18 protein-coding genes are annotated in these 20678 nt (G+C 64.6%); 5 read left to right on the forward strand and 13 right to left on the reverse strand.

The genetic code is table 11. The annotated features are described in order from the left end of the window. Positions 1-66: 66 nt before the first annotated feature. Positions 67-1740, forward strand: coding sequence for a 2-isopropylmalate synthase (gene leuA / locus AC1MHZ_RS05290; protein ID WP_084856694.1), 1674 nt, complete (start codon positions 67-69; stop codon positions 1738-1740). A gap of 135 nt (positions 1741-1875) precedes the next feature. Here leuA and AC1MHZ_RS05295 read toward each other — a convergent pair whose 3' ends face one another. The 3 genes from AC1MHZ_RS05295 to zwf are packed head-to-tail and all read right to left on the reverse strand — an operon-like array spanning position 1876 to position 4743. Further along, positions 1876-2556, reverse strand: coding sequence for a bifunctional 4-hydroxy-2-oxoglutarate aldolase/2-dehydro-3-deoxy-phosphogluconate aldolase (locus AC1MHZ_RS05295; RefSeq protein WP_224456768.1), 681 nt, complete (start codon positions 2554-2556; stop codon positions 1876-1878). 17 nt (positions 2557-2573) lie between these two features. Further along, on the reverse strand, positions 2574-3287 hold the full coding sequence (gene pgl, locus AC1MHZ_RS05300; protein WP_482966105.1) for a 6-phosphogluconolactonase: 714 nt from the start codon (positions 3285-3287) through the stop codon (positions 2574-2576). After that, positions 3274-4743 carry a glucose-6-phosphate dehydrogenase gene (gene zwf / locus AC1MHZ_RS05305; protein WP_368829803.1) on the reverse strand — a complete coding sequence of 490 codons (1470 nt, stop codon included), beginning with the start codon at positions 4741-4743 and terminating at the stop codon, positions 3274-3276. Before zwf ends, pgl begins: the two co-directional genes overlap by 14 nt. A 209-nt stretch (positions 4744-4952) precedes the next feature. Between zwf and hexR the strand changes: the two genes are divergently transcribed. Then, positions 4953-5816 (forward strand): DNA-binding transcriptional regulator HexR, encoded by an 864-nt coding sequence (gene hexR / locus AC1MHZ_RS05310; protein WP_216356234.1) that lies wholly within the window; start codon positions 4953-4955, stop codon positions 5814-5816. On the opposite strand, the gene AC1MHZ_RS05315 is transcribed toward hexR, so the two are convergent. The 10 genes from AC1MHZ_RS05315 to edd form a co-directional block, all read right to left on the reverse strand. After that, positions 5809-6663, reverse strand: coding sequence for a D-hexose-6-phosphate mutarotase (locus AC1MHZ_RS05315; RefSeq protein WP_084856685.1), 855 nt, complete (start codon positions 6661-6663; stop codon positions 5809-5811). The genes hexR and AC1MHZ_RS05315 overlap by 8 nt on opposite strands. 117 nt (positions 6664-6780) lie before the next feature. Then, positions 6781-8082 (reverse strand): carbohydrate porin, encoded by a 1302-nt coding sequence (locus AC1MHZ_RS05320; protein ID WP_324814196.1) that lies wholly within the window; start codon positions 8080-8082, stop codon positions 6781-6783. A gap of 84 nt (positions 8083-8166) precedes the next feature. Next, positions 8167-9315, reverse strand: coding sequence for an ABC transporter ATP-binding protein (locus AC1MHZ_RS05325; RefSeq protein ID WP_084856682.1), 1149 nt, complete (start codon positions 9313-9315; stop codon positions 8167-8169). 3 nt (positions 9316-9318) lie between these two features. Continuing rightward, positions 9319-10155, reverse strand: a complete 837-nt coding sequence (locus tag AC1MHZ_RS05330; RefSeq protein ID WP_324814163.1) for a carbohydrate ABC transporter permease — start codon at positions 10153-10155, stop codon at positions 9319-9321. After that, positions 10148-11056, reverse strand: a complete 909-nt coding sequence (locus AC1MHZ_RS05335) for a carbohydrate ABC transporter permease (protein ID WP_324814166.1) — start codon at positions 11054-11056, stop codon at positions 10148-10150. The genes AC1MHZ_RS05330 and AC1MHZ_RS05335 overlap by 8 nt, the downstream gene beginning before the upstream one ends. Positions 11057-11165: 109 nt before the next feature. Then, a complete protein-coding gene (locus AC1MHZ_RS05340; protein ID WP_482966106.1) occupies positions 11166-12431 on the reverse strand; it encodes an ABC transporter substrate-binding protein in 1266 nt (421 codons plus the stop codon). 136 nt (positions 12432-12567) lie between these two features. Beyond that, a complete protein-coding gene (locus AC1MHZ_RS05345; RefSeq protein WP_482966107.1) occupies positions 12568-14022 on the reverse strand; it encodes an ATP-binding protein in 1455 nt (484 codons plus the stop codon). Next, positions 14003-14728, reverse strand: coding sequence for a response regulator (locus AC1MHZ_RS05350; protein ID WP_084856674.1), 726 nt, complete (start codon positions 14726-14728; stop codon positions 14003-14005). Before AC1MHZ_RS05350 ends, AC1MHZ_RS05345 begins: the two co-directional genes overlap by 20 nt. 84 nt (positions 14729-14812) lie before the next feature. Next, entirely contained in the window at positions 14813-15772 is a 960-nt protein-coding gene (locus tag AC1MHZ_RS05355; protein ID WP_482966108.1) for a glucokinase, read from the reverse strand. Continuing rightward, a complete protein-coding gene (edd, locus tag AC1MHZ_RS05360; protein ID WP_084856670.1) occupies positions 15769-17595 on the reverse strand; it encodes a phosphogluconate dehydratase in 1827 nt (608 codons plus the stop codon). Before edd ends, AC1MHZ_RS05355 begins: the two co-directional genes overlap by 4 nt. Before the next feature lie 264 nt (positions 17596-17859). On the opposite strand from edd, the gene gap reads away from it, so the two are divergent. The 3 genes from gap to AC1MHZ_RS05375 all read left to right on the forward strand — a co-directional run bounded on the left by gap (position 17860) and on the right by AC1MHZ_RS05375 (position 20629). Continuing rightward, positions 17860-18861, forward strand: coding sequence for a type I glyceraldehyde-3-phosphate dehydrogenase (gene gap, locus AC1MHZ_RS05365; protein ID WP_084856669.1), 1002 nt, complete (start codon positions 17860-17862; stop codon positions 18859-18861). A gap of 207 nt (positions 18862-19068) precedes the next feature. After that, positions 19069-19581, forward strand: coding sequence for an RNA polymerase sigma factor (locus AC1MHZ_RS05370; RefSeq protein WP_084856667.1), 513 nt, complete (start codon positions 19069-19071; stop codon positions 19579-19581). Positions 19582-19672: 91 nt separating this feature from the next. Continuing rightward, positions 19673-20629: a FecR family protein gene (locus AC1MHZ_RS05375; protein ID WP_084856833.1), complete on the forward strand. Its 957-nt coding sequence runs from the start codon at positions 19673-19675 to the stop codon at positions 20627-20629. Positions 20630-20678: the final 49 nt, after the last annotated feature.

Here is a 20678-nt window from a genome sequence, read left to right on the forward strand (position 1 = left end):
CCTCGCCTTTTCATCTCGTTACGTTCGGCAGGCCCGATCACGGCCGCACACTAAAGGATTGCTTCCATGACCATGCTCAAAGACCCTTCGAAGAAATACCGCGCGTTCCCGACCATCGACCTGCCTGACCGCACCTGGCCGTCGAAGACCATCACCCAGGCGCCGATCTGGTGCAGTTCCGACCTGCGTGATGGCAACCAGTCGCTGATCGAGCCAATGGACTCGGAGAAGAAGCTGCGTTTCTGGAAGACCCTGGTGCAGGTGGGCGTGAAGGAAATCGAAGCCGCGTTCCCGTCCGCCTCGCAGACCGACTTCGACTTCGTGCGCACCTTGATCGAAGATGGCCACATCCCGGACGACACCACCATCCAGGTGCTCACCCAGGCCCGTGAAGACCTCATTGCCCGTACCTTCGAGTCCCTGCGCGGGGCCAAGAAGGCCATCGTGCACCTGTACAACGCCACCTGCCCGTCGTTCCGCCGCATCGTCTTCAACCAGGACAAGCAAGGCGTGAAGGACATCGCGGTCAACGCGGCCAAGCTGTTCGTCAAGTACGCCGCCCAGCAGCCAGACACCCAGTGGACCTTCCAGTACTCGCCGGAAACCTTCAGCGCCACCGAGATGGAATTCGCCAAGGAAGTCTGCGATGCCGTGATCGAGGTATGGAACCCGACGCCTGAACACAAGATCATCCTCAACCTGCCGGCCACCGTCGAAGTGTCGACGCCGAACGTCTACGCCGACCAGATCGAGTGGTTCTGCCGCAACGTCAACCGCCGCGACAGCGTGATCATCAGCCTGCACACCCATAACGACCGTGGCACCGGCATCGCCGCCACCGAGCTGGGCCTGATGGCCGGCGCCGACCGCGCCGAAGGCTGCCTGTTCGGCAACGGCGAGCGCACCGGCAACGTCGACCTGGTGACCTTGGCGCTGAACCTCTACACCCAGGGCATCGACCCACAACTGGACTTCTCCGACATCGACGGCGTGCGCAAGGTGGTCGAGGAATGCAACCAGCTGCCGGTACACCCGCGCCACCCGTACGTCGGTGACCTGGTCCATACCGCGTTCTCCGGCTCGCACCAGGACGCCATCCGCAAGGGCTTCGCCAAGCAGAAGGACGGCGAGCTGTGGGAAGTGCCGTACCTGCCGATCGACCCGGCCGACATCGGCCGCAGCTACGAGGCGGTGATCCGCGTCAACAGCCAGTCGGGCAAGGGCGGCATCACCTACCTGCTCGAGCAGGAATATGGCATCAGCCTGCCGCGCCGCATGCAGATCGAGTTCAGCCAAGTGGTACAGGGCGAGACCGACCGCCTGGGCCTGGAAATGACCGCCCAGCAGATCTACAGCCTGTTGCACAAGGAATACCTCCAGGCCAACACGCCGTACGCACTGGTCAGCCATCGCCTGCAGGAGGAAAACGGCCACAGCGCCGTGGAGGTGGAAGTCGCCGGTGAAGGCGAGACCACCCTGCACTGGCGCGGCAAGGGCAACGGTGCGCTGGAGGCATTGGTCGCCGGCCTGCCGATCGCGGTCGAGATCATGGACTACAACGAGCATGCCATCGGCGCCGGTACCAACGCCAAGGCCGCGGCCTACATCGAACTGCGCGTGGCCGGTGGTCGCCCGGTACACGGCGTGGGCATCGATGAGAACATCACCACCGCCAGCTTCAAGGCACTGTTCAGCGCCCTGAACCGCTCGCTGAGCCAGCAGGCTGCCAAGGCGGCGTAAGCTGTCACGCAGTGATCGAGGCCCGCATCGTTCGATGCGGGCTTTTTTATTGGCCGGTACAGGCACTGCAAGAATTCCAGGCAAAAAAAGGGGCGCCGACCAAGCGCCCCACAAGCCGTAAAGCACACAACAAATTCAGTTGGCGTCCAACAATGCCATTGCCTCCGCACTGCACGCTTCGATCCGCGCCCAATCGCCATTCTTCACCCAGCTGCTGTCGAGCATCCAGGTGCCGCCTACGCACATCACGTTCGGCAGGGCCATGTAATTGCGTACATTGGCCGGGTTGACACCACCGGTGGGGCAGAAACGGATATCGCCGAACGGGCCGCCAAAGGCCTTGATCGCCGCCACGCCGCCGCTGATCTCCGCGGGGAACAGCTTGAAGCGACGGTAGCCCAGGGCATAGCCCATCATGATTTCCGAGGGTGTGCTGATGCCCGGCAGCAGCGGGATATCGCTTTGCACGCCGGCCTCGAGGATGTCCGGAGTGATGCCTGGGGTGACGACGAACTGTGCACCGGCGGCCTCCACCGCAGCGAACATCTCGCGGTCGAGCACCGTGCCGGCACCGACGCACAGCTCCGGGCGCTGCTCACGCAGCACACGGATGGCCTTGAGGCCATGCTTGGAGCGCAAGGTCACTTCCAGGGTGCGGATGCCGCCGGCGGCCAGGGCGTCGGCCAGAGGCAGGATGTCCTCTTCACGGGCGATGGTGATCACCGGCAGGATGCGCGCCTGTTCGCAGATCGCGTCGATCCTCGCGGCTTTTTCAGCCATCGAGAGCAAAGGCTGTGGTCGTTCAAGGGTGGTCATGACAGTGGGTCCTTGGCTCATGGGCACCAGTAGATGTCCAGGGGGTCGTGAAGAAAGGCGCGAATCGGCATTTCAGTAATGTTTTCGCCCGCCGAGGCGGCGCGCAGGGTATCGAGTTTGCCCTGGCCCTGCACCGCCAGCACGGTGAAGGCGGCCTTGGCCAGCAAGGCGCGGGTCATGCTCAGGCGCTGGCGCGGCACGCTCGGGGCCAGCATCGGCAGGCAGCGACGCTCGCTGGCCAGGTCCAGGCCTTCGTGCAGGTTGGGGCTGGCCGGGAACAGCGAGGCCGTATGGCCATCGTCGCCCATGCCCAGGACCAGCACATCGATCGGAGGGAGCTCGGCCAGTGCCTGGTCGGCCTGCTCGGCTGCGGCCTCCAGGTTTTCCGCGTTGCGGTACAGCCCGATGAAGCGGGCCTTGGCCGCTGCGCCCTTGAACAGGTGACGCCTGAGCAGGCCGGCATTGCTGTCGGCATGCTCGACCGGTACCCAGCGCTCGTCGGCCAGGCTGACCGTGACTTTTGCCCAATCCAGCGCCTCGGTGGCCAGCTTCTCGAGAAACGGTACCGGGCTACGCCCGCCCGACAGCACCACACAGGCCTGGCCCTTGCTGGCGATGGCCTGACGCAGCCGCTCGGCCACGTCCCGGGCCAGCGAGGCCGCCAATGTATTGGAGTCCGCCAGCTGATGCACCTTCACGGTCGCCGGCAATTGCAGGTCAGATATCGCCATACCAAGCCCTCCCATCGCGAGTGATCAGGGCGATCGAACTCATCGGCCCCCAGGAACCGGCCGCGTAGGGCTTGGGGGCGTCCCCGGCGTTCTTCCAGCCGGCGATCAGTTGGTCGCACCATGTCCAGGCGTATTCGATTTCGTCTTTGCGCACGAACAGGTTCTGGTTGCCGCGCATCACTTCCAGCAACAGACGCTCGTAGGCATCCGGGATGCGTGCGCTGCGCCAGGTGTCGGAAAAATTCAGCTGCAAGGGCCCGCTGCGCAATTGCATGCCCTTGTCCAGGCCTTGCTCCTTGGTCATCACCCGCAAGGAAATACCTTCGTCCGGCTGCAGGCGGATGATCAGCTTGTTACCGATCTGCAAACGCTGTTCAGGGGCGAAGATGTAGTGCGGCGTCTCCTTGAAGTGGATGACGATCTGCGACAACTTCTGCGGCATGCGCTTGCCGGTACGCAGGTAGAACGGCACGCCGGACCAGCGCCAGTTGCGAATGTCGGCGCGCAGGGCGACGAAGGTCTCGGTGTCGCTCTGGGCGTTGGCGTTGTCTTCTTCCAGGTAGCCCGGCACCGGCTTGCCGTCGCTGTAGCCGGCGATGTACTGGCCACGCACCACACGGGAGGCCAGCGCCTCGCCAGTGATCGGCGCCAGCGCCTTGAGCACCTTGACCTTCTCGTCGCGGATGCTGTCGGCGGACAGGTCGCTGGGCGGGTCCATGGCGATCAGGCACAGCAGCTGCAACAGGTGGTTCTGGATCATGTCGCGCAGTTGCCCGGCCTTGTCGAAGTAGCCCCAGCGGCCTTCGATGCCTACCTTCTCGGCCACGGTGATTTCCACGTGGGAGATGGAGTTCTGGTTCCACTGGGTTTCGAACAGGCTGTTGGCAAAACGCAGGGCGATCAGGTTCTGTACCGTCTCCTTGCCCAGGTAATGGTCGATGCGGTAGACGCGGTTCTCGGGGAAGAAACGCGCCACGGCATCGTTGACCCGGCGCGAGGACTCCAGATCATGGCCTATGGGCTTTTCCAGCACCACGCGGGTGCGTTCGGCAAGGCCGGCCTTGTCCAGGTTTTCGCAGATCGCGCCATACACGGCCGCAGGCGTTGCGAAATAGGCGATCAGCGGCAGGTCCACCGCCACCTGCCCGGCCAGGTCCTGATAGCCCTCGGCCTGGAGGAAGTCCAGACGCAGGTAGCTCAGCCGGCCAAGGAAGCGCCCCAGTACGCCGGGCTCGATATCGGTATCGGGCACGAAGCGGCGCAGGTGGGCCTCGATGGTGGCCAGGTGTTGCTGGCCCTCGCCCGCTTCGCGAGCCAATGCCAGCAGGCGGGAATCGGGGTGCAGCAAGCCAGCCCGGTCGAGCTGGTAGAGCGCGGGAAACAGCTTGCGCAATGCCAGGTCGCCCAAGGCGCCAAACAGGGCAAAGGTGCAAGGTTCTACACTGATCGCAGCCATGATGTTGGTTCTTTCCTAAAGTTGACCTAGGAATATCGCTTTCAAACGCAGTTTTCAAGGGTTAATGTAGTAAAAACTACAACATTACCGACAAATACCACAGACAAGTGGTGCGACACTGGCACCGACAGTACGATAGACACCGTGCAAACGGCCCGCTGCTCCATCAGCCGGCTGTCTTCCCGACCCAAGGACATACCATGGACCGCGTGCGAAACCTCCTGGAACAGATCCAGGGACGCCTCGACGAGCTGAACAAGGCCGAACGCAAAGTCGCCGAAGTCATCCTGCTCAACCCGCAACAAGCCACCCGCTTCAGCATCGCCGCCCTGGCCCAGGCCGCCAAGGTCAGCGAGCCGACGGTCAACCGCTTCTGTCGCTCCTTCGGCGTCAGCGGCTATCCCGAGCTCAAGCTGCAGCTGGCCCAGAGCCTGGCCAGCGGCGCCGCCTACGTCAGCCGCGCGGTGGAGCCCGACGACGACCCGGCCGCCTACACCCAGAAGATCTTCGGCAGCGCCATCGCCTCGCTGGACAGCGCCTGCCAACAGCTCGACCCGCAACAGGTCAGCCGTGCCGTGGACATGATGATCCAGGCCCGGCAGATCCACTTCTTCGGCCTGGGCGCCTCGGCCCCGGTGGCCCTCGACGCCCAGCACAAGTTCTTCCGCTTCAACCTGGCCGTGTCGGCCCACGCCGACGTGCTGATGCAACGTATGCTGGCCTCGGTGGCCCATACGGGCGACCTGTTCGTGATCATTTCCTACACCGGGCGCACCCGCGAACTGGTCGAGGTGGCCCGCGTCGCACGCGAGAACGGCGCCTCGGTGCTCGGCCTGACCGCCGCCGGCTCGCCCCTGGCCAAGGCCTGCAGCTTGAGCCTGCACATTCCGCTGCCCGAAGACACCGACATCTACATGCCGATGACCTCGCGGATCATCCAGCTCACCGTGCTCGACGTACTGGCCACCGGCATGACCTTGCGCCGGGGCGTGGACTTCCAGCCACACCTGCGCAAGATCAAGGAAAGCCTCAACGCCAGCCGCTACCCCGTCGAGGACGACGAACTCAGCTGAGGCGATGCGCCTGCAGGCTCAGGTGGGCCTGCTGCCCGGGCGCCAGGCTCAGCCCCTCACCACTGCCGCTGGCCGCTTCGACACAGACGAAACGCTGGCACTCGCGCCCGCTGACACCCACCAACGGCCGACGCCCCGGGTGCCAGACCACGGTATCGTCGCTGTCACCGGTATCGATGCACAGCTCGCGCTGCCAAGCCGGGTCCTGCAATTGCACTCGAGGCGTGCCCGGGTAGACCTTCTGGCACCCGCCCTTGAGCTTCAGCGCGCCATCCTCGCGGCAGGCCTGGCGATTCAAGCGGTCATAACCTTCGATATCCTCGAGCCCGGACAGCGCTATCTGCGCAACGTCGCTGATACGCCAATAGGCCAGCAGCGCATGGCTCAGCTGGCACGGCTCACTGTCCTGGTGCTCGGTGGTCAGGCTCAGCTCCATGCGCTGGCCCAACCGGGCATGCAGGTCGACCTGCCAGTCGCACAGCTGCAGGCGCCACGTGAGGGTCACGCCCTCCTCGTCCTCATGGCTGTCCATGAGCTTCCAGTCGAGCAACCGCGCCCAGCCATGGGCCGGCCACAGGTCTTCGCTCGGGTGACGCCCATACCAAGGCCAGCACACCGGCACGCCACCCCGAATCGCCCCCACCTGCGGCCACTGCTCGGCGCACCACAACCAGGGCCGTTCGCCCGTTGGCTGAAAGTGCAGGAGCTGCGCGCCCTGGCGGCTGAAAACCGCCTGGCAGCGGGGGTGGTCGATGATCAGTACATCGCGCTGCTGGTAACGCTCCCACTCGAACGTCGGCCGAGGCCTCTGCGCGCAAAAGAAGCGATGTAGCGGATGTTCGGGCATGGTTCCAAGCTCTTGTTGTTTGAGATAGCGCTATCTCGGCTCAGGCCTCGTTTCCACTGCGGACCAGTGGAAACGAGGAAGCCGGGAATGGATGGCGTAAATTTACAACAATTTTTCTCAGAATGACGACTGAATCTTCAAGCCTGCGACCAGCGCGTTATCCACATCGTCCACGCCGCCCGGGCTCTTGATGTATTGCAAGTTGGGCCGCACGGTCAGCCAGTTGGTGACGTGGAAGCCGTAGTAGAGCTCGGCGTTGTACTCGGTGCGCTGCAGCGGCACGAAGCCTGGGTTGTCGTAGTCATCGATGCCACTGGCTGCGTTGAGCTGCTCGGCACGTTTCTTCACGTCGTCGTTGACGTGGATGCGGGCGATGCCCAAGCCGATGTCATCCTTGGGCCGGGCGTCGAAGGGCCCCTTGTAGACCATGCCGACCTGCTGGTAGTTGTCGATGACGTTGGTGGCCTTGTCATGCACCGTGAAGTTGGCGAACAGGCTCAGGCCCCGATTGACGTCGCCGCCGTGGGCGGTCACCTGCTGTTGGGCCACCACCCACCAGCCATGCTTGCTGGAGTGGGACTTGAAGTCGTTGCCGGTGATGCCCTGGGGCTGGCCGTTGACGTCCTCGTAGACATCGTCGGCATTGGCGGTGCTGTAGTAGTAGCCCAGGCGGTACTCGCCCGGCAGGCCGTTGACCTTGGGCGACCAGACCATCTCCACCGGCAGGATGGCGCCCTTGGTGCCACTGCCGCTGAGCTTGAAGCCATTGCCGGTCTCCAGGTTCGAGGGGTTCTGTTCGAAGGCGCCCACCTGCACGAAGAATTCCGGGTTGATGTTGTACTTGACCCGCAGCGCCCACTGACTGACCGGCCAGTTGTACCAGATGCCGCCCACCCAGTTGCCCACCTGGGAGCCGCAGAACGCCAGGTTCTGGAAGTCGCAGGGGAAGCTGTTGAAGTCCTCGCCTTCGCCGAAGCGGCCGAATTTCACATCCAGGGCGCCGTCGAAGTACTTCTGCTTGATCCACATCTGGGTCAGGCGCCAGGTCTGGCCACGGCCCCAGACCTCCTGCACCGAGCTGAGATGGCCGGCCCGCGGGTCGCCGATGCGGTCGTTGGACAGGTTGCGACCGCTGCGCTCGGTGATCGCCAGCTTGAATTCGGCGTCATGCCAGCCAAGGATCTTCTGCAAGTCCAGGTGCGCGCCGAGGGCGAACTGGTCGCTGTAGCGAGCCGTCTTGTCGTCGTTGTAGCCGCCGTGCAGGTTGCCGGCCGCTTCGCCGACATAGTCAAGGGTGAAGTCGTAGCCTTTTTCCAGCAGTTCGGTGCGAACACCGCCCCAGTCGCCGGTCATCCATTTGGAGTCCGCCGAAAAGGCCTCGGCCGCCTGTGCCCCATTGCTGCCGACGATGGCCAGCATGGCCAGCGACCCCAGTGCCCTGATGCGTATGCGATGATCCATCCCTTGTTCCTCACTGTTCTTGTTATTGATGGTGTAGACGATTCAGCGCCCTTTGAAACGGGCGACATTACCGGTGGCCTGGCACACCGGCCCGGCACGTCCCAGACGCTCGCCGCTTTGTGCGTCGAACAGCAGCACCCGCGCCGGGTCGAACTGCAGGTTCAGGGTGTCACCGACCCGGCAGGCGACATCCGGCGCCAGCCGGCAGCAGACCTTGACCTGATTGAGGGTGACGAAAACCAGCAGGTCCGGCCCAGTGGGCTCGGTCACCTGCACCTGGGCGCGGATACCAGGCAAGCCGGTGCCCTCCCCCACGCCGATCTGCTCCGGGCGTATGCCCAGGACCACATCGCGCCCTTCCCATTCGCCCTCCACTCGCCCCAATGGCAGCTCGCAACGCGCCTGGCCGCTGTCGAGCAGCGCCAACAGGCGCCCTTCTTGTTTCGTCAGGCGAGCAGGGATGAAGTTCATCGGCGGTGAGCCGATGAAGCTGGCGACGAACTGGTTGGCCGGATCGTTGTAGATCTGTTGGGGCGTACCGAACTGCTGGATCACGCCATCCTTCATCACCGCGACCTTGTCGCCCAGGGTCATGGCCTCGATCTGGTCGTGGGTGACGTACACGGTGGTGGTCTTCAGGCGCTGGTGCATCAGCTTGATCTCGGTGCGCATCTCCACCCGCAGCTTGGCGTCCAGGTTCGACAGCGGTTCATCGAACAGGTAGATCTTCGGCCGCCGTGCCAGGGCACGGCCCATGGCCACCCGCTGCTGCTGGCCGCCAGAGAGCTGCCCGGGCTTGCGGCCGAGCAGGTGTTCGATCTGCAGCAGCTTGGCGACCCGCGCCACCTCTTCGTCGATGGCTGCCTGGGGCATCTTGCGGATCTTCAGGCCGAAGGCGATGTTGTCGCGCACGTTCATGGTCGGGTACAGCGCATAGGACTGGAACACCATGGCGATGTCCCGGTCCTTGGGGCTCATGGCGCTGATATCGGTGCCGTCGACCAGGATCTGCCCACCACTGATGTCCTCGAGCCCGGCGATGCAGTTCATCAGGGTCGACTTGCCGCAGCCGGAAGGCCCCACCAGGATCAGGAACTCACCCGATTCGATACCCAGGTCGATGGCCTTGAGGGTATCGGCCAGGCCACTGCCGTAGCGCTTGTTGACGTTGCGAAGTTCGAGCCGTGCCATGTGTCACCCCTTGACCGCGCCGGCAGTCAGGCCGCGCAGGAAATATTTGCCGGCCAGCACATAGACCAGCAGGGTCGGAAGCCCCGCGATCATCGCCGCCGCCATGTCGACGTTGTATTCCTTGACCCCGGTGCTGGTGTTGACCAGGTTGTTCAGGGCCACCGTGATGGGCTGGGCGTCGCCGCTGGCGAACACCACGCCGAAGAGGAAGTCGTTCCAGATCTGGGTGAACTGCCAGATCAGGCAGACCATGATGATCGGCACCGACATCGGCAGCAGGATGCGCCCGAAGATCGTGAAGAACCCCGCCCCATCCAGCCGCGCCGCCTGCACCAGGGCCTCGGGCACGCTGCAGTAGTAGTTGCGAAAGAACAGCGTGGTGAAGGCCAGGCCATAGACGATATGCATCAGCACCAGGCCCGTGGTGGTACTGGCCAGGCCCAGCTTGCCCAGGGTGAACGAGGCCGGCAGCAGGACGGTCTGGAACGGCAGGAAGCAACCGAACAGCAACAGGCCGAAGAACAGCTGCGAACCCCTGAAGCGCCACATCGACAGCACATAGCCGTTGAGCGCGCCGATCAGCGTGGACAACACCACCGCCGGCACGGTGATCTTCACCGAGTTCCAGAAGTAGCCGCCCACGGTGTCCCAGGCCTTGATCCAGCCGATGCCGGTGACCACCTCCGGCCAGCTGAGCAGGTTGCCGGCACGAATATCCTCGGGTGTCTTGAAGCTGGTGAGCAGCATCACCACCAGCGGGATCAGGTACAGCGCGCAGGCGGCCAGCAAGGTGGCATGGATGGCCAGGCGGCTGGGGGCGAACCAACGTGGGCTAGTCATGGCGCTTGTTCCTCAGTTCCGAATACAGGTAGGGCACCAGGATCGCCAGGATGGCGCCGAGCATGAGGATCGCGCTGGCCGACCCCATGCCCATCTGCCCACGGCTGAAGGTGAAGTTGTACATGAACATCGCCGGCAGGTCGGAGGCATAGCCAGGGCCACCTGCGGTCATGGCGGCGACCAGGTCGAAGCTCTTGATGGCGATGTGGGCAAGGATCATGAGGGCGCTGAAGAACACCGGCCGCAGGCTGGGCAGGACGATGCGCAGGTAGATCCTCGGCAGGCTGGCGCCGTCGACCTGGGCCGCCCGCACGATGGACGAGTCGACCCCGCGCAGCCCCGCCAGGAACAGTGCCATGACGAAGCCGGACGCCTGCCATACCGCGGCGATCACCAGGCAGTACACGACCCGCTCGGGGTCTACCAGCCAGTCGAAGCGAAAGCCCTCCCAGCCCCAGTCGCGTAGGAGCTTGTCCAAGCCCAGGCCGGGGTTGAGCAGCCATTTCCAGGCCGTGCCGGTAACGATCATCGACAGCGCCATTGGGTAGAGGTAGATGGTGCGGATGACCCCTTCGCGGCGGATGCGCTGGTCCAGCAACACCGCCAGCAAGACACCGACCACCAGGCTGATGGCGATGAACAGCCCGCCGAATACCAGCAGGTTCTTGCTGGCGACCCACCAGCGGTCGTTGGCCAGCAGCTTGAGGTACTGGGTCAACCCGGCCCACTTGTAGTTGGGCATGAAGCTGGAGTGGGTGAAGGACAGCACGAAGGTCCAGAGGATGTAGCCGTAGAAGCCCACCAGGACGATCAGCATGCTCGGCGCCAGCACCAGTTTCGGGAGCCAGCGTTGCAGGGCGTCCAGGGGGGAGGCCCGCAGGGTTGCGGTTGCTGTGTTCATGAGTGATACCGAGTCAATGGCGGCGCTGCGCACCGCATCGCGGGGCAAGCCCGCTCCCACAAAGTGAGCGCTGCCCACAGGTCATGCGGCACCTGTGGGCGCAGGCCCGTTACTGGGCCGCCTTGATCGCCGCGCCCAACTGCTTGGCCGCCTTGGCCGGGTCGGCCTTGGGGTCGTTGAGGAAGTTGGTGACCACGTCGAAGATGGCCCCCTGCACCGCCAGCGACGAGGCCATGTTGTGCGCCATGCTCGGCTGCAGGCCATCACCCTGCTCGGCTTGCTGGAAGTCCTTCTGCGACTGCTGGGTGCAGGCATCGAACTGGCTCATGTCCATGCCCTGACGCACCGGCAGCGAGCCCTTGGCCTGGTTGAAGGCAGTCTGGAAGGTCGGCTCCAGCGCGACCTTGGCCAGGTCGTTCTGGGCCTTGATGTCGTTTTCATCCTTGAGCTTGAACATTGCCAGGGAGTCGATGTTGTAGGTGAAGCTGCCCTGTGTGCCGGGGAACGGCACGCATTGGTAGTCCTTGCCGGCCACCTTGTGCGCGGCGGTCCATTCGCTCTTGGCCCAGTCGCCCATGATCTGCATACCGGCCTTGCCGTTGATGACGTCGGCGGCAGCGATGTTCCAGTCACGCCCGGCACGGTTGGCGTCCATGTAGGTGCCCAGGCGTTGCAGAGCCTTGAAGGCCTCGACCATCTGGGCGCCGGCCAGGGTGTCCTGATCCAGCTCGACGAAGGCCTTGTGATAGCCCTGAGGCCCCAGGGTCGCCAGTACCAGGTTCTCGAACACAGTGCTGTCCTGCCAGGGCTGGCCACCATGGGCCAAGGGCTGGAAGCCTGCCGCCTTGAGCGTGTCGGCAGCGGCGAACAGTTCGTCCAGGGTGGTGGGCACCTTGGCCCCGGCCTTCTCGAACACCTGCGGGTTGACCCACAGCCAGTTGACCCGGTGGATGTTCACCGGTACGGCTACGTAATGGTCGTCGTATTTCCAGATGGGGGTGAGCTTGGCCGGCAGCAGTTGGTCCCACAGGTTGGCCTGGGCCACGTCGTCGAGCTCGGTGAGCAGACCCAAGGCGCCCCACTCCTGGATATCCGGGCCCTTGATCTGCGCGGCGGCGGGTGGGTTGCCGGCGACGGCGCGGCTCTTGAGTACGGTCATGGCCGCGGCACCACCGCCACCGGCCACGGCGTTGTCCTTCCAGGTGAAACCGTCTTTTTCGACCTGCTGCTTGAGGGTATTGACGGCGGCAGCCTCACCGCCGGAGGTCCACCAATGCAGGACTTCGACAGCGCCCTTTTCTTCGACAGCCAGGGCGGTCAGTGGCATGAATGAGGCGAGGGAAACGACAGCGGCGAGACGAGTGATCGCATTCATCGTGGGGGAACCTTTCTTGTTGTTATGCATAGGCAAGTCATGGTGCTTGCGCTTGCATTGGAGTCTAACCAGACGCCCACGGCGAGCAGGTAACGAAGGGATGCACGAATGTCACTGACTGGTGACATTCGGCGGGTCACTCGGCGCTGCGCGGCAGGCTCAAGGTCACCCGCAAGCCACCCTGGCGCAGGTTCAGCAGGCTCACCTCGCCACCGTGGCTGTGGGCGATGTTGCGCGCGATACCGAGCCCCAGGCCGTAGCCTTGCTGCTGCCCGGCCAAGCGGAAATGCGGCTCGAACACCTGCTCCAGACGCTGTTCGGGAACACCAGGCCCCTGGTCGTCCACCTGCAGGACAAAGCCGGTGGCGCTATCGAGAATGCGCAGGTGCGCCCTTTCCCCATACTTGATGGCATTGTCGATCAGGTTGCCGATGCAGCGGCGCAGGGCCAGGGGCTTGCCCGGATACGGCGCCAGGGCACGGCCCTCGAGGGTGATGCGCCCATCACCCAGGTAGGGCTCGGCGAGGATCTCAAGCACCTGGTTGAGGTCGATGGGCTCGATGTTCTCGTGGATATCGGTGTCCTTCACACATTGCAGGGCCCCCTTGACCAGCAGCTCCAGCTCGTCGAGGTCACGGCTGAACTTGGCCTGCATCCGCTCGTCCTCTAGCAACTCGACGCGCAGGCGCAGGCGTGTGATGGGCGTACGCAGATCATGGGACACGGCGCTGAACAGCTGCGCACGCTCGGTCAGGTAGCGGCTGATGCGCTCACGCATGCTGTTGAACGCCCGCCCTACCTCGGCCACTTCGCTGCCGCCCCCCTCGACGACCGGTGCCACGTCGGCCCCCAGGGACATCTCCCGCGCAGCCCGGGCCAGGCGTTTGAGCGGACGGCTCTGCCAATGCACCAGCAAACCGATGAACAGCAGCAGCAATGCGGTGGTCAGGGCGATGAAGCCGATCTGCTGGCGCGGCAACCGCTCGGCCTCCAGGCTGGTGTAAGGCTCAGGCAGCAACGAGGCGATGTACAGCCACTCGCCTTCGCCCAGGCGGATCTGCGTCACCAGCACCGGCGGGTTCAGCGGCTCCAGGGTCAGCGAGTAGTGCGCCCAGGAGCGCGGCAGCTCGTCGAGTTTCAAGCCGCTGTTGAAGATGCGCAGCTCCTGGGGGCTGACGAATTCCACCGAGATCTCCATCCGCTGGCCCAGACGCTCGTGCAGCACCTGCTCGAACACCTCGATCACCGCCCGCTTGCGCGGGGTGATCGGCAGCACCGGCATGTCCAGCGGCTTGTCGTTGAGCGAGACGAAGAACCGCGTGCCACCCATGCTGCGCAACTGGTCCAGCACCATGGGCCGATAGGCGACTGGCAATGAGCGGAAGTAGCTGACGCTGGCGCTCATCGAATGGGCCAGGCTACGGGCACTGGCCTGCAGGCCCTGGAGCTGGCTGGCACGCAGCTGAGAGACCCAGATCAGGCTCGACAGCCCCTGGGCCAACAGCACCACCAGCAGCGTGAGCAGCAGCATGCGCCCGAGCAACGAGCGCGGCAGCAAGCGCAAGCGCCGCTCAGCAGGCCGGGCAGACATGGGCCGCCAGCAGGTAGCCGCTGCCACGCACGGTGCGTATCAGCCGAGGCGGTTTTTCGGTGTCGCGCAGGCGCTGGCGCAGACGGCTGACCGCCATGTCGACGATGCGGTCCAGCGGCATCGGCTCGCGTCCACGGGTGGCATTGCCGATGGTGTCGCGGTCGAGGATTTGCTGCGGGTGGTCGAGAAACAGCTTGAGCAAGGCGAAGTCGGCCCCGGAGAGGATCACCTCCTCGCCGTCGCGGTGGAACAGCCGATGGCTGATGGTATCCAGGCGCCAGTCATCGAACATCAGCACGGCCTGGCTGGGCGCCGCCTGGCCGAATTCGGCGCGGCGCAGCAAGGCCTTGATTCGCGCCTGCAGCTCGCGCGGGCTGAACGGTTTGCCCAGGTAGTCGTCGGCCCCCAGCTCCAGGCCAATGACCCGGTCGGCTTCGTCGGAGCTGGCGGTGAGCATGATGATCGGCACCCGCGCCAGACGAGGATGCTGGCGCACCCAACGGCACAGGCTGAAACCGTCTTCGTCGGGCAGCATCACGTCGAGGATCACCAGGTCGCAGGGCTCGCGCTCCAGCGCCTGGCGAAAACCCTGGCCATCAGCCTCGGCATGCACCTGGAAACCGGAGCGGCTCAGGTAGGTCTGCAACAGTTCGCGGATTTCCTGGTCGTCGTCGACCATCAGGATCGATTTGCCGGTGGAGCTCACGTTGGCCGTTCCTTTGCTATCGATAGGGGTTGCCTTGCAGCCCATCGCGGTCCGACGTGTCCCGCGATGAAGCCTACGCTTGGTTCAATGATCCAACGCCTGCTGCAGTGCCACCCCGGCTCCCAGCAACCCGGAAAACTCCGCCGTCACCAGCCACACCGGCACCCCGTCGAAATACCCGCTCATGCAGCCCTTGTCGGCGAAGCTCGCAGCAAAGCCGCTGCGCAGGAACAGCTCGGCAAAACGTGGAATCACGCCGCCGACAATATAGACGCCGCCCCGCGCACCCAGGGTCAGGACATTGTTACCAGCGACTCGCCCGAGGAAGCGGCAGAACTGCTCGACCACCGCCAAGGCCCGGGGCTCACCGCCCAGGGCGGCATCGGTGATCTGCGCCGGGGTTTTGTGTCTGGGTGTGTCGCCATCGAGCGCGCACATCGCCTGGTACAGGCGCAACAGGCCTCCGCCACTGAGCACCGTTTCGGCGCTCACATGGCCGATCTGCCCATGGATCTGCTGGTGGATCGCCGCCTCCCGTGCGTTGCCCACCGGCAGGTCGACATGCCCACCCTCCCCCGGCAAGGCCAGCCAGTGCTGGTTGTCCAGGCGCAACAGGCTGCCCACGCCCAACCCGGTTCCAGGGCCGATGACCAGGGCCGGCCGGGCAGGGTTGGCCGTACCTGCGCAGACCTGGCGGTATTCACCGTCCTGCAGGCGCGTCATGCCCAGGGCCATGGCGCTGAAGTCGTTGATCAACAGCAGGCGCTCGACCTGCAGGGCCTGGCAAAAGGCCCTGCGGCTCAGGCGCCAGTGGTTGTTGGTGAAGCGGAACTCATCGCCGCTGACCGGCCCTGCCACCGCCAGGCACACCGCCGCCAGGCCGCCGCGCGGGATGCCTTGCCCGGCGAGATAGGCCTCGATGGCCTGCTCGGGGTTGGTGTAGTCGGCGGTCGCCAGGACCTGTACCGCCTGCAGCTGGTTGTCGTGCCACAGGCCGAAGCGCGCATTGGTGCCTCCGATGTCGCCAACCAGCAAGGCCTTCATTTGAGCTGCTCCAATGCCGAGGTGAAGGCGCTGGCGCCCTGCTCGGCCGAGCTGAACGCCACGCGCATGAAGCCGAACAGCTCGCGCCCCATGCCCAGGTCGTTGCCCTGGGGAGCCGTGGGCAGGTCACGGGTTGCCAGCTCTTCGGCCGACACCATGACCTGCAGCGTGCCTTCGACACCGTCGACCCGCACGATATCACCATCGCGCACCCGCGCCAGCGGGCCGCCATCGTAGGCCTCCGGGCATACATGGATCGCCGCCGGGATCTTGCCCGAAGCGCCAGACATCCGCCCGTCGGTCACCAGTGCGACCTTGTAGCCGCGGTCCTGCAGCACGCCGAGGAACGGGGTCAGCTTGTGCAGCTCGGGCATGCCGTTGCAACGCGGGCCCTGGAAGCGCACCACCGCGACGAAGTCACGCTCCAGTTCACCGGCCTTGAAGGCATCGGCCAACGATTGCTGGTCATGGAACACCCGCGCCGGCGCTTCCACCACCTGATGCTCGGGCGCCACGGCCGAGACCTTCATGACGCCCCGCCCGAGGTTGCCGTTCATCACCCGCAGGCCGCCTTCGGCCGAGAACGGCCGGGCCACCGGGCGCAGGATGCTTTCGTCCAGGCTCTGGCGTGGGCCTTCACGCCAGACCAGCTTGCCCTCCTCCAGGAAGGGCTCCCGGGTGTAGCGGCGCAAGCCGTGGCCGGCCACGGTATTGACGTCCTCGTGCAGCAGCCCGGCGTCGAGCAGTTCGCGAATGAGGAAGGCCATGCCACCGGCGGCCTGGAAGTGGTTGATGTCGGCCTTGCCATTGGGATAGACGTGGGACAGGGTCGGCACCACTTCGGACAGGTCCGCCATGTCCTGCCAGGTCAGCTGGATGCCCGCAGCCTGGGCGATGGCCGGGATGTGCAGGGTATGGTTGGTGGAGCCCCCTGTGGAATGCAGGGCGACGATGGCGTTGACCAGGGCCTTTTCGTCGACGATCTCGCCCAGCGGCATGAAGCTGCCGCTGGCCTTGGTCATACGCGTGACCTGCTGCGCCGCCTCGGCGGTCAGGGCGTCGCGCAGCGGGGTGTAGGGGTTGACGAAGGAGGCCCCCGGCAAGTGCAGGCCCATCACTTCCATCACCAGCTGGTTGGTGTTGGCCGTGCCGTAGAAAGTACAGGTGCCCGGGCTGTGGTAGGACTTCATCTCCGATTCCAACAGCTCCTCGCGGCTGGCCTTGCCTTCGGCGTAGCGCTGGCGCACGTCAGCCTTTTCCTTGTTGGAGATGCCCGACGGCATCGGCCCACCCGGTACGAAGATAGTCGGCAGGTGACCGAAGCGCAGGGCGCCCATCATCAGGCCGGGGACGATCTTGTCGCAGATACCTAGCATCAGCGCCGCATCGAACATGTTGTGCGACAGCGCGATGGCCGTGGACAGGGCGATCACCTCGCGGCTGGCGATGGCCAGCTCCATGCCCGGCTCGCCTTGGGTGACGCCGTCGCACATGGCCGGCACGCCACCGGCGAACTGCCCGACCGAGCCGATCTCGCGCAGGGCCTGCTTGATCTGTTCCGGGAAGTGCTGGTACGGCTGGTGGGCCGAGAGCATGTCGTTGTAGGCCGAGACGATGGCCACGTTGGCGGCGTTCATCATGCGCAGGCTTTGCTTGTCCTGGGCGCCACAGCCGGCCACGCCATGGGCGAAGTTCGCACATTGCAGGCTGGCGCGCATGGGGCCGTCGCTGGCCGCGCCGCGAATCAGCTCCAGGTAGCGTTCACGGGTGGCACGGCTGCGTTCGACCAACCGTTCGGTGACCTCAAGGATGCGCGGATGCATGTACTGGACTCCAGGCTAACTGTGGGGTGGTGTCTTCGGGCATTTCCCCTCCAAACGATTGCGGCCTAGGCTCAAGGTGAGGGTGCCTGACGCGAGCAAGGGGTGGTCTGCCCGACCACTCGTTGTAGGTTTAACAAAATACTGCCATCAAAAAGGCTTGTTTTCTATCCTGCGAGGAATAATCTTGTAATTCCAATAACAAAACCGTTTCAGTGAAGTCACCTTTTTGCCACAGGCTTCACCCGGACCGCCAGAGGTAATGCCATGACCCTTCGCATCGCCATCAATGGATTTGGCCGCATCGGACGCAACGTCCTGCGCGCACTCTATACCCAAGGCTACCGCCAGGACCTGCAGGTCGTCGCCATCAACGACCTGGGCGACAGTGCGATGAACGCCCACCTGCTCAAGTACGACAGCGTGCATGGCACGTTCGAGGCCAGCGTCGAAGCCGACCAGGAGAGCCTGACGGTCAACGGTGACCGCATCTCGGTCAGTGCCATCCGCAACCCGGCAGAGCTGCCGTGGAAGGCCGAGGGCGTGGATGTAGTGTTCGAATGCACCGGCCTGTTCACCGACCGGGCCAAGGCCGCCGCGCACCTGGCCGCCGGGGCACGCAAGGTGATCGTCTCGGCACCTGCCAAGGGCGCCGACGCCACGGTGGTCTACGGGGTCAACCATGACAGCTTGCGAGCCTCGCACCAGATCATCTCCAACGCCTCCTGCACCACCAACTGCCTGGCACCGATCGCCCAGGTCCTGCACCGCGAGTTCGGCATCGAGCAAGGGTTGATGACCACCATCCACGCCTATACCAATGACCAGGTGCTCACCGACGTCTACCACAGCGACCCTTACCGGGCGCGCTCGGCCACCCAGTCGATGATCCCGAGCAAGACCGGCGCCGCCGAGGCCGTGGGCCTGGTGCTGCCGGAACTGGCCGGCAAGCTCACCGGCATGGCCGTGCGGGTGCCGGTGATCAACGTATCGCTGGTGGACCTGACCGTGAACCTCAGGCGCGAAGCCACCGCCGAGCAGGTCAACCAACTGTTCCTCGAGGCCAGCCGGCACTCCCGGGTATTGGGCTACAACGCGTTGCCGCTGGTGTCGTGCGACTTCAACCACAACCCGTTGTCGTCGATCTTCGATGCCAACCATACCCGGGCCAGCGGAAGGATGCTCAAGGTGCTGGCCTGGTACGACAACGAGTGGGGCTTCTCCAACCGCATGCTGGATAACTGTCTGGCGTTGTGCAACGCCCGCTGATCGCGGGCAGGCCCTTGTGGGAGTGGGCTTGTCCCGCGATTAGGCGGCACTGCCAATACAGTTCATGGCAAGAGCTTCGCCCTTGATCGCGGGACAAGCCCGCTCCTACAGGCATCGCCAGCAGATTCGCGCCGATAGCATGTTGGACTTGACCAATAGGGCAGATGATAAGCATTATCATTCGCCTCTCGTTGGTCAGGTTTTCCCGTGAGTCAGTCCCGCTTCGATACCGTCTTCCTCACCCAGCGCCTTACCTTGCTGCGCACACTGCAGCGCATGGTCGGCAACCCCAGCACGGCCGAGGACCTACTGCAGGAAACCTACCTGCGGGTCACCCGTGCCCTGGGCGAGCGGCCGATCGAGCACCTCGAGCCCTTCGTGTTCCAGACGGCGCGCAACCTCGCCCTGGACCACCTCCGTGCACGCAAGGTGCAGGCACGTACATTGGTCGACGATGTGCCCGACGACATCCTGTACAACGTCGCTGCCCCCACCACCAGCAACGAAGATGCCGCCCACGCCGAGCAGTTGCTCGAGCGCTTGAGCATCAGCCTCGGTCAGTTGACCCCGCGCCAACAACGTATCTTCATCCTCAGCCGCCTGCATGGCGCCAGCTACCTGGAAATCGCCGACCAGCTGAAGGTTTCGGCCAGCACCGTGCAGAAGGAGCTCAAGCTGATTATGGCGATCTGCATGGGCGTGGCCGAGCGCCTCGAATAACCGCCACTCGCCGGTCGGCCCCGGCAAGGCGCTTGCCATGGCTTCGCGCAGCCGTGATCATTTGCGAAAAGACCTACAGCAAGGATTCTTCGTGACAGACAGCCCTGCCTCTCGCCCATCACCTGCAGGGCCTGACGCCCGTGCCATGGACGAGGCGATGGACTGGCTCGTGCGCCTGCAGTGCGCCAGCGACGAGGACATCCGGGCCTTCGAAGCCTGGCTGGGTGCGACTGAGGAAAACGCCGCAGCCTATGTACGTGCCGAGGCCCTGTGGAACGGCGCTCCCTTACGCCAGGCCGCCGCGCAACTGCACCAGGCCCAGCGCCGATCCCTGGTCGCACGTCTGCACCCCCATCGCAAGCCCCTGGCTACCGCCGCTGTATTGCTGGTCGGGCTGCTCACCTTCGGCAACCTGCCGATGCGCCTACAGGCCGACCACCTGACAGTGGTCGGCGAACGCCAGCGCCTGCAACTGGACGATGGCGCCAAGGTGCTGCTCAATACCGACTCGGCCTTCGCAAGTGACCTGCGCAACGGCCAGCAGGTCGCGCGCCTGCTCAAGGGCGAGGCCTATTTCCAGGTGCCTGGCAATACCACATCGCCCCTGCAAATCCAAGCCGGCCCTTTGCGCGCGCAGGCGAGCGACACCGATTTCGCCGTGCGCTACCTCGATGGCCAGGCCCAGGTCAGGGTGCAACGCGGCGATGTGGACGTGCAGGCGCCGAGCGATCAACGCATTCGCCTCAGCGCCGGCGACAGCATCAGCGTCGGGCCCCAGGGCTTCGGCGAACGCGAGCGCGCGGACCTGCGCAAGGACCTGGCCTGGGTCGACGGGCGCCTGGTGTTCGAGAATTGCCCGCTGAGCCAGGTGCTCGCTGAAGTGCGGCGCTATTACCCAGGCTGGATCATCAACCGCAACGCACGCCTCGATCAGGTCGCGGTGACCGGCAACTACCGCCTCGACCAACCGCTGGAAACCTTGCGCGCCCTCGCCCACATCACGTCGGCACAACTGCATGAATACCCGGCGCTGGTGATCATCAACTGATCCACTGATTATTTTTACGCGATCAGCACCCTGCATCCGTCTCGTTATG

This window comes from Pseudomonas sp. FA-1 (assembly GCF_056856075.1).

What these genes read in the sequence shown, in the direction of transcription:
- leuA (WP_084856694.1), top strand. Translation starts at nt 67, where the DNA reads ATGACCATGCTCAAAGACCCTTCGAAGAAATACCGCGCGTTCCCGACC.
- AC1MHZ_RS05295 (WP_224456768.1), bottom strand. Translation starts at nt 2,556, where the DNA reads ATGACCACCCTTGAACGACCACAGCCTTTGCTCTCGATGGCTGAAAAA.
- pgl (WP_482966105.1), bottom strand. Translation starts at nt 3,287, where the DNA reads ATGGCGATATCTGACCTGCAATTGCCGGCGACCGTGAAGGTGCATCAG.
- zwf (WP_368829803.1), bottom strand. Translation starts at nt 4,743, where the DNA reads ATGGCTGCGATCAGTGTAGAACCTTGCACCTTTGCCCTGTTTGGCGCC.
- AC1MHZ_RS05315 (WP_084856685.1), bottom strand. Translation starts at nt 6,663, where the DNA reads ATGCCCGAACATCCGCTACATCGCTTCTTTTGCGCGCAGAGGCCTCGG.
- AC1MHZ_RS05320 (WP_324814196.1), bottom strand. Translation starts at nt 8,082, where the DNA reads ATGCTGGCCATCGTCGGCAGCAATGGGGCACAGGCGGCCGAGGCCTTT.
- AC1MHZ_RS05325 (WP_084856682.1), bottom strand. Translation starts at nt 9,315, where the DNA reads ATGGCACGGCTCGAACTTCGCAACGTCAACAAGCGCTACGGCAGTGGC.
- AC1MHZ_RS05330 (WP_324814163.1), bottom strand. Translation starts at nt 10,155, where the DNA reads ATGACTAGCCCACGTTGGTTCGCCCCCAGCCGCCTGGCCATCCATGCC.
- AC1MHZ_RS05335 (WP_324814166.1), bottom strand. Translation starts at nt 11,056, where the DNA reads ATGAACACAGCAACCGCAACCCTGCGGGCCTCCCCCCTGGACGCCCTG.
- AC1MHZ_RS05340 (WP_482966106.1), bottom strand. Translation starts at nt 12,431, where the DNA reads ATGAATGCGATCACTCGTCTCGCCGCTGTCGTTTCCCTCGCCTCATTC.
- AC1MHZ_RS05345 (WP_482966107.1), bottom strand. Translation starts at nt 14,022, where the DNA reads ATGTCTGCCCGGCCTGCTGAGCGGCGCTTGCGCTTGCTGCCGCGCTCG.
- AC1MHZ_RS05355 (WP_482966108.1), bottom strand. Translation starts at nt 15,772, where the DNA reads ATGAAGGCCTTGCTGGTTGGCGACATCGGAGGCACCAATGCGCGCTTC.
- edd (WP_084856670.1), bottom strand. Translation starts at nt 17,595, where the DNA reads ATGCATCCGCGCATCCTTGAGGTCACCGAACGGTTGGTCGAACGCAGC.
- gap (WP_084856669.1), top strand. Translation starts at nt 17,860, where the DNA reads ATGACCCTTCGCATCGCCATCAATGGATTTGGCCGCATCGGACGCAAC.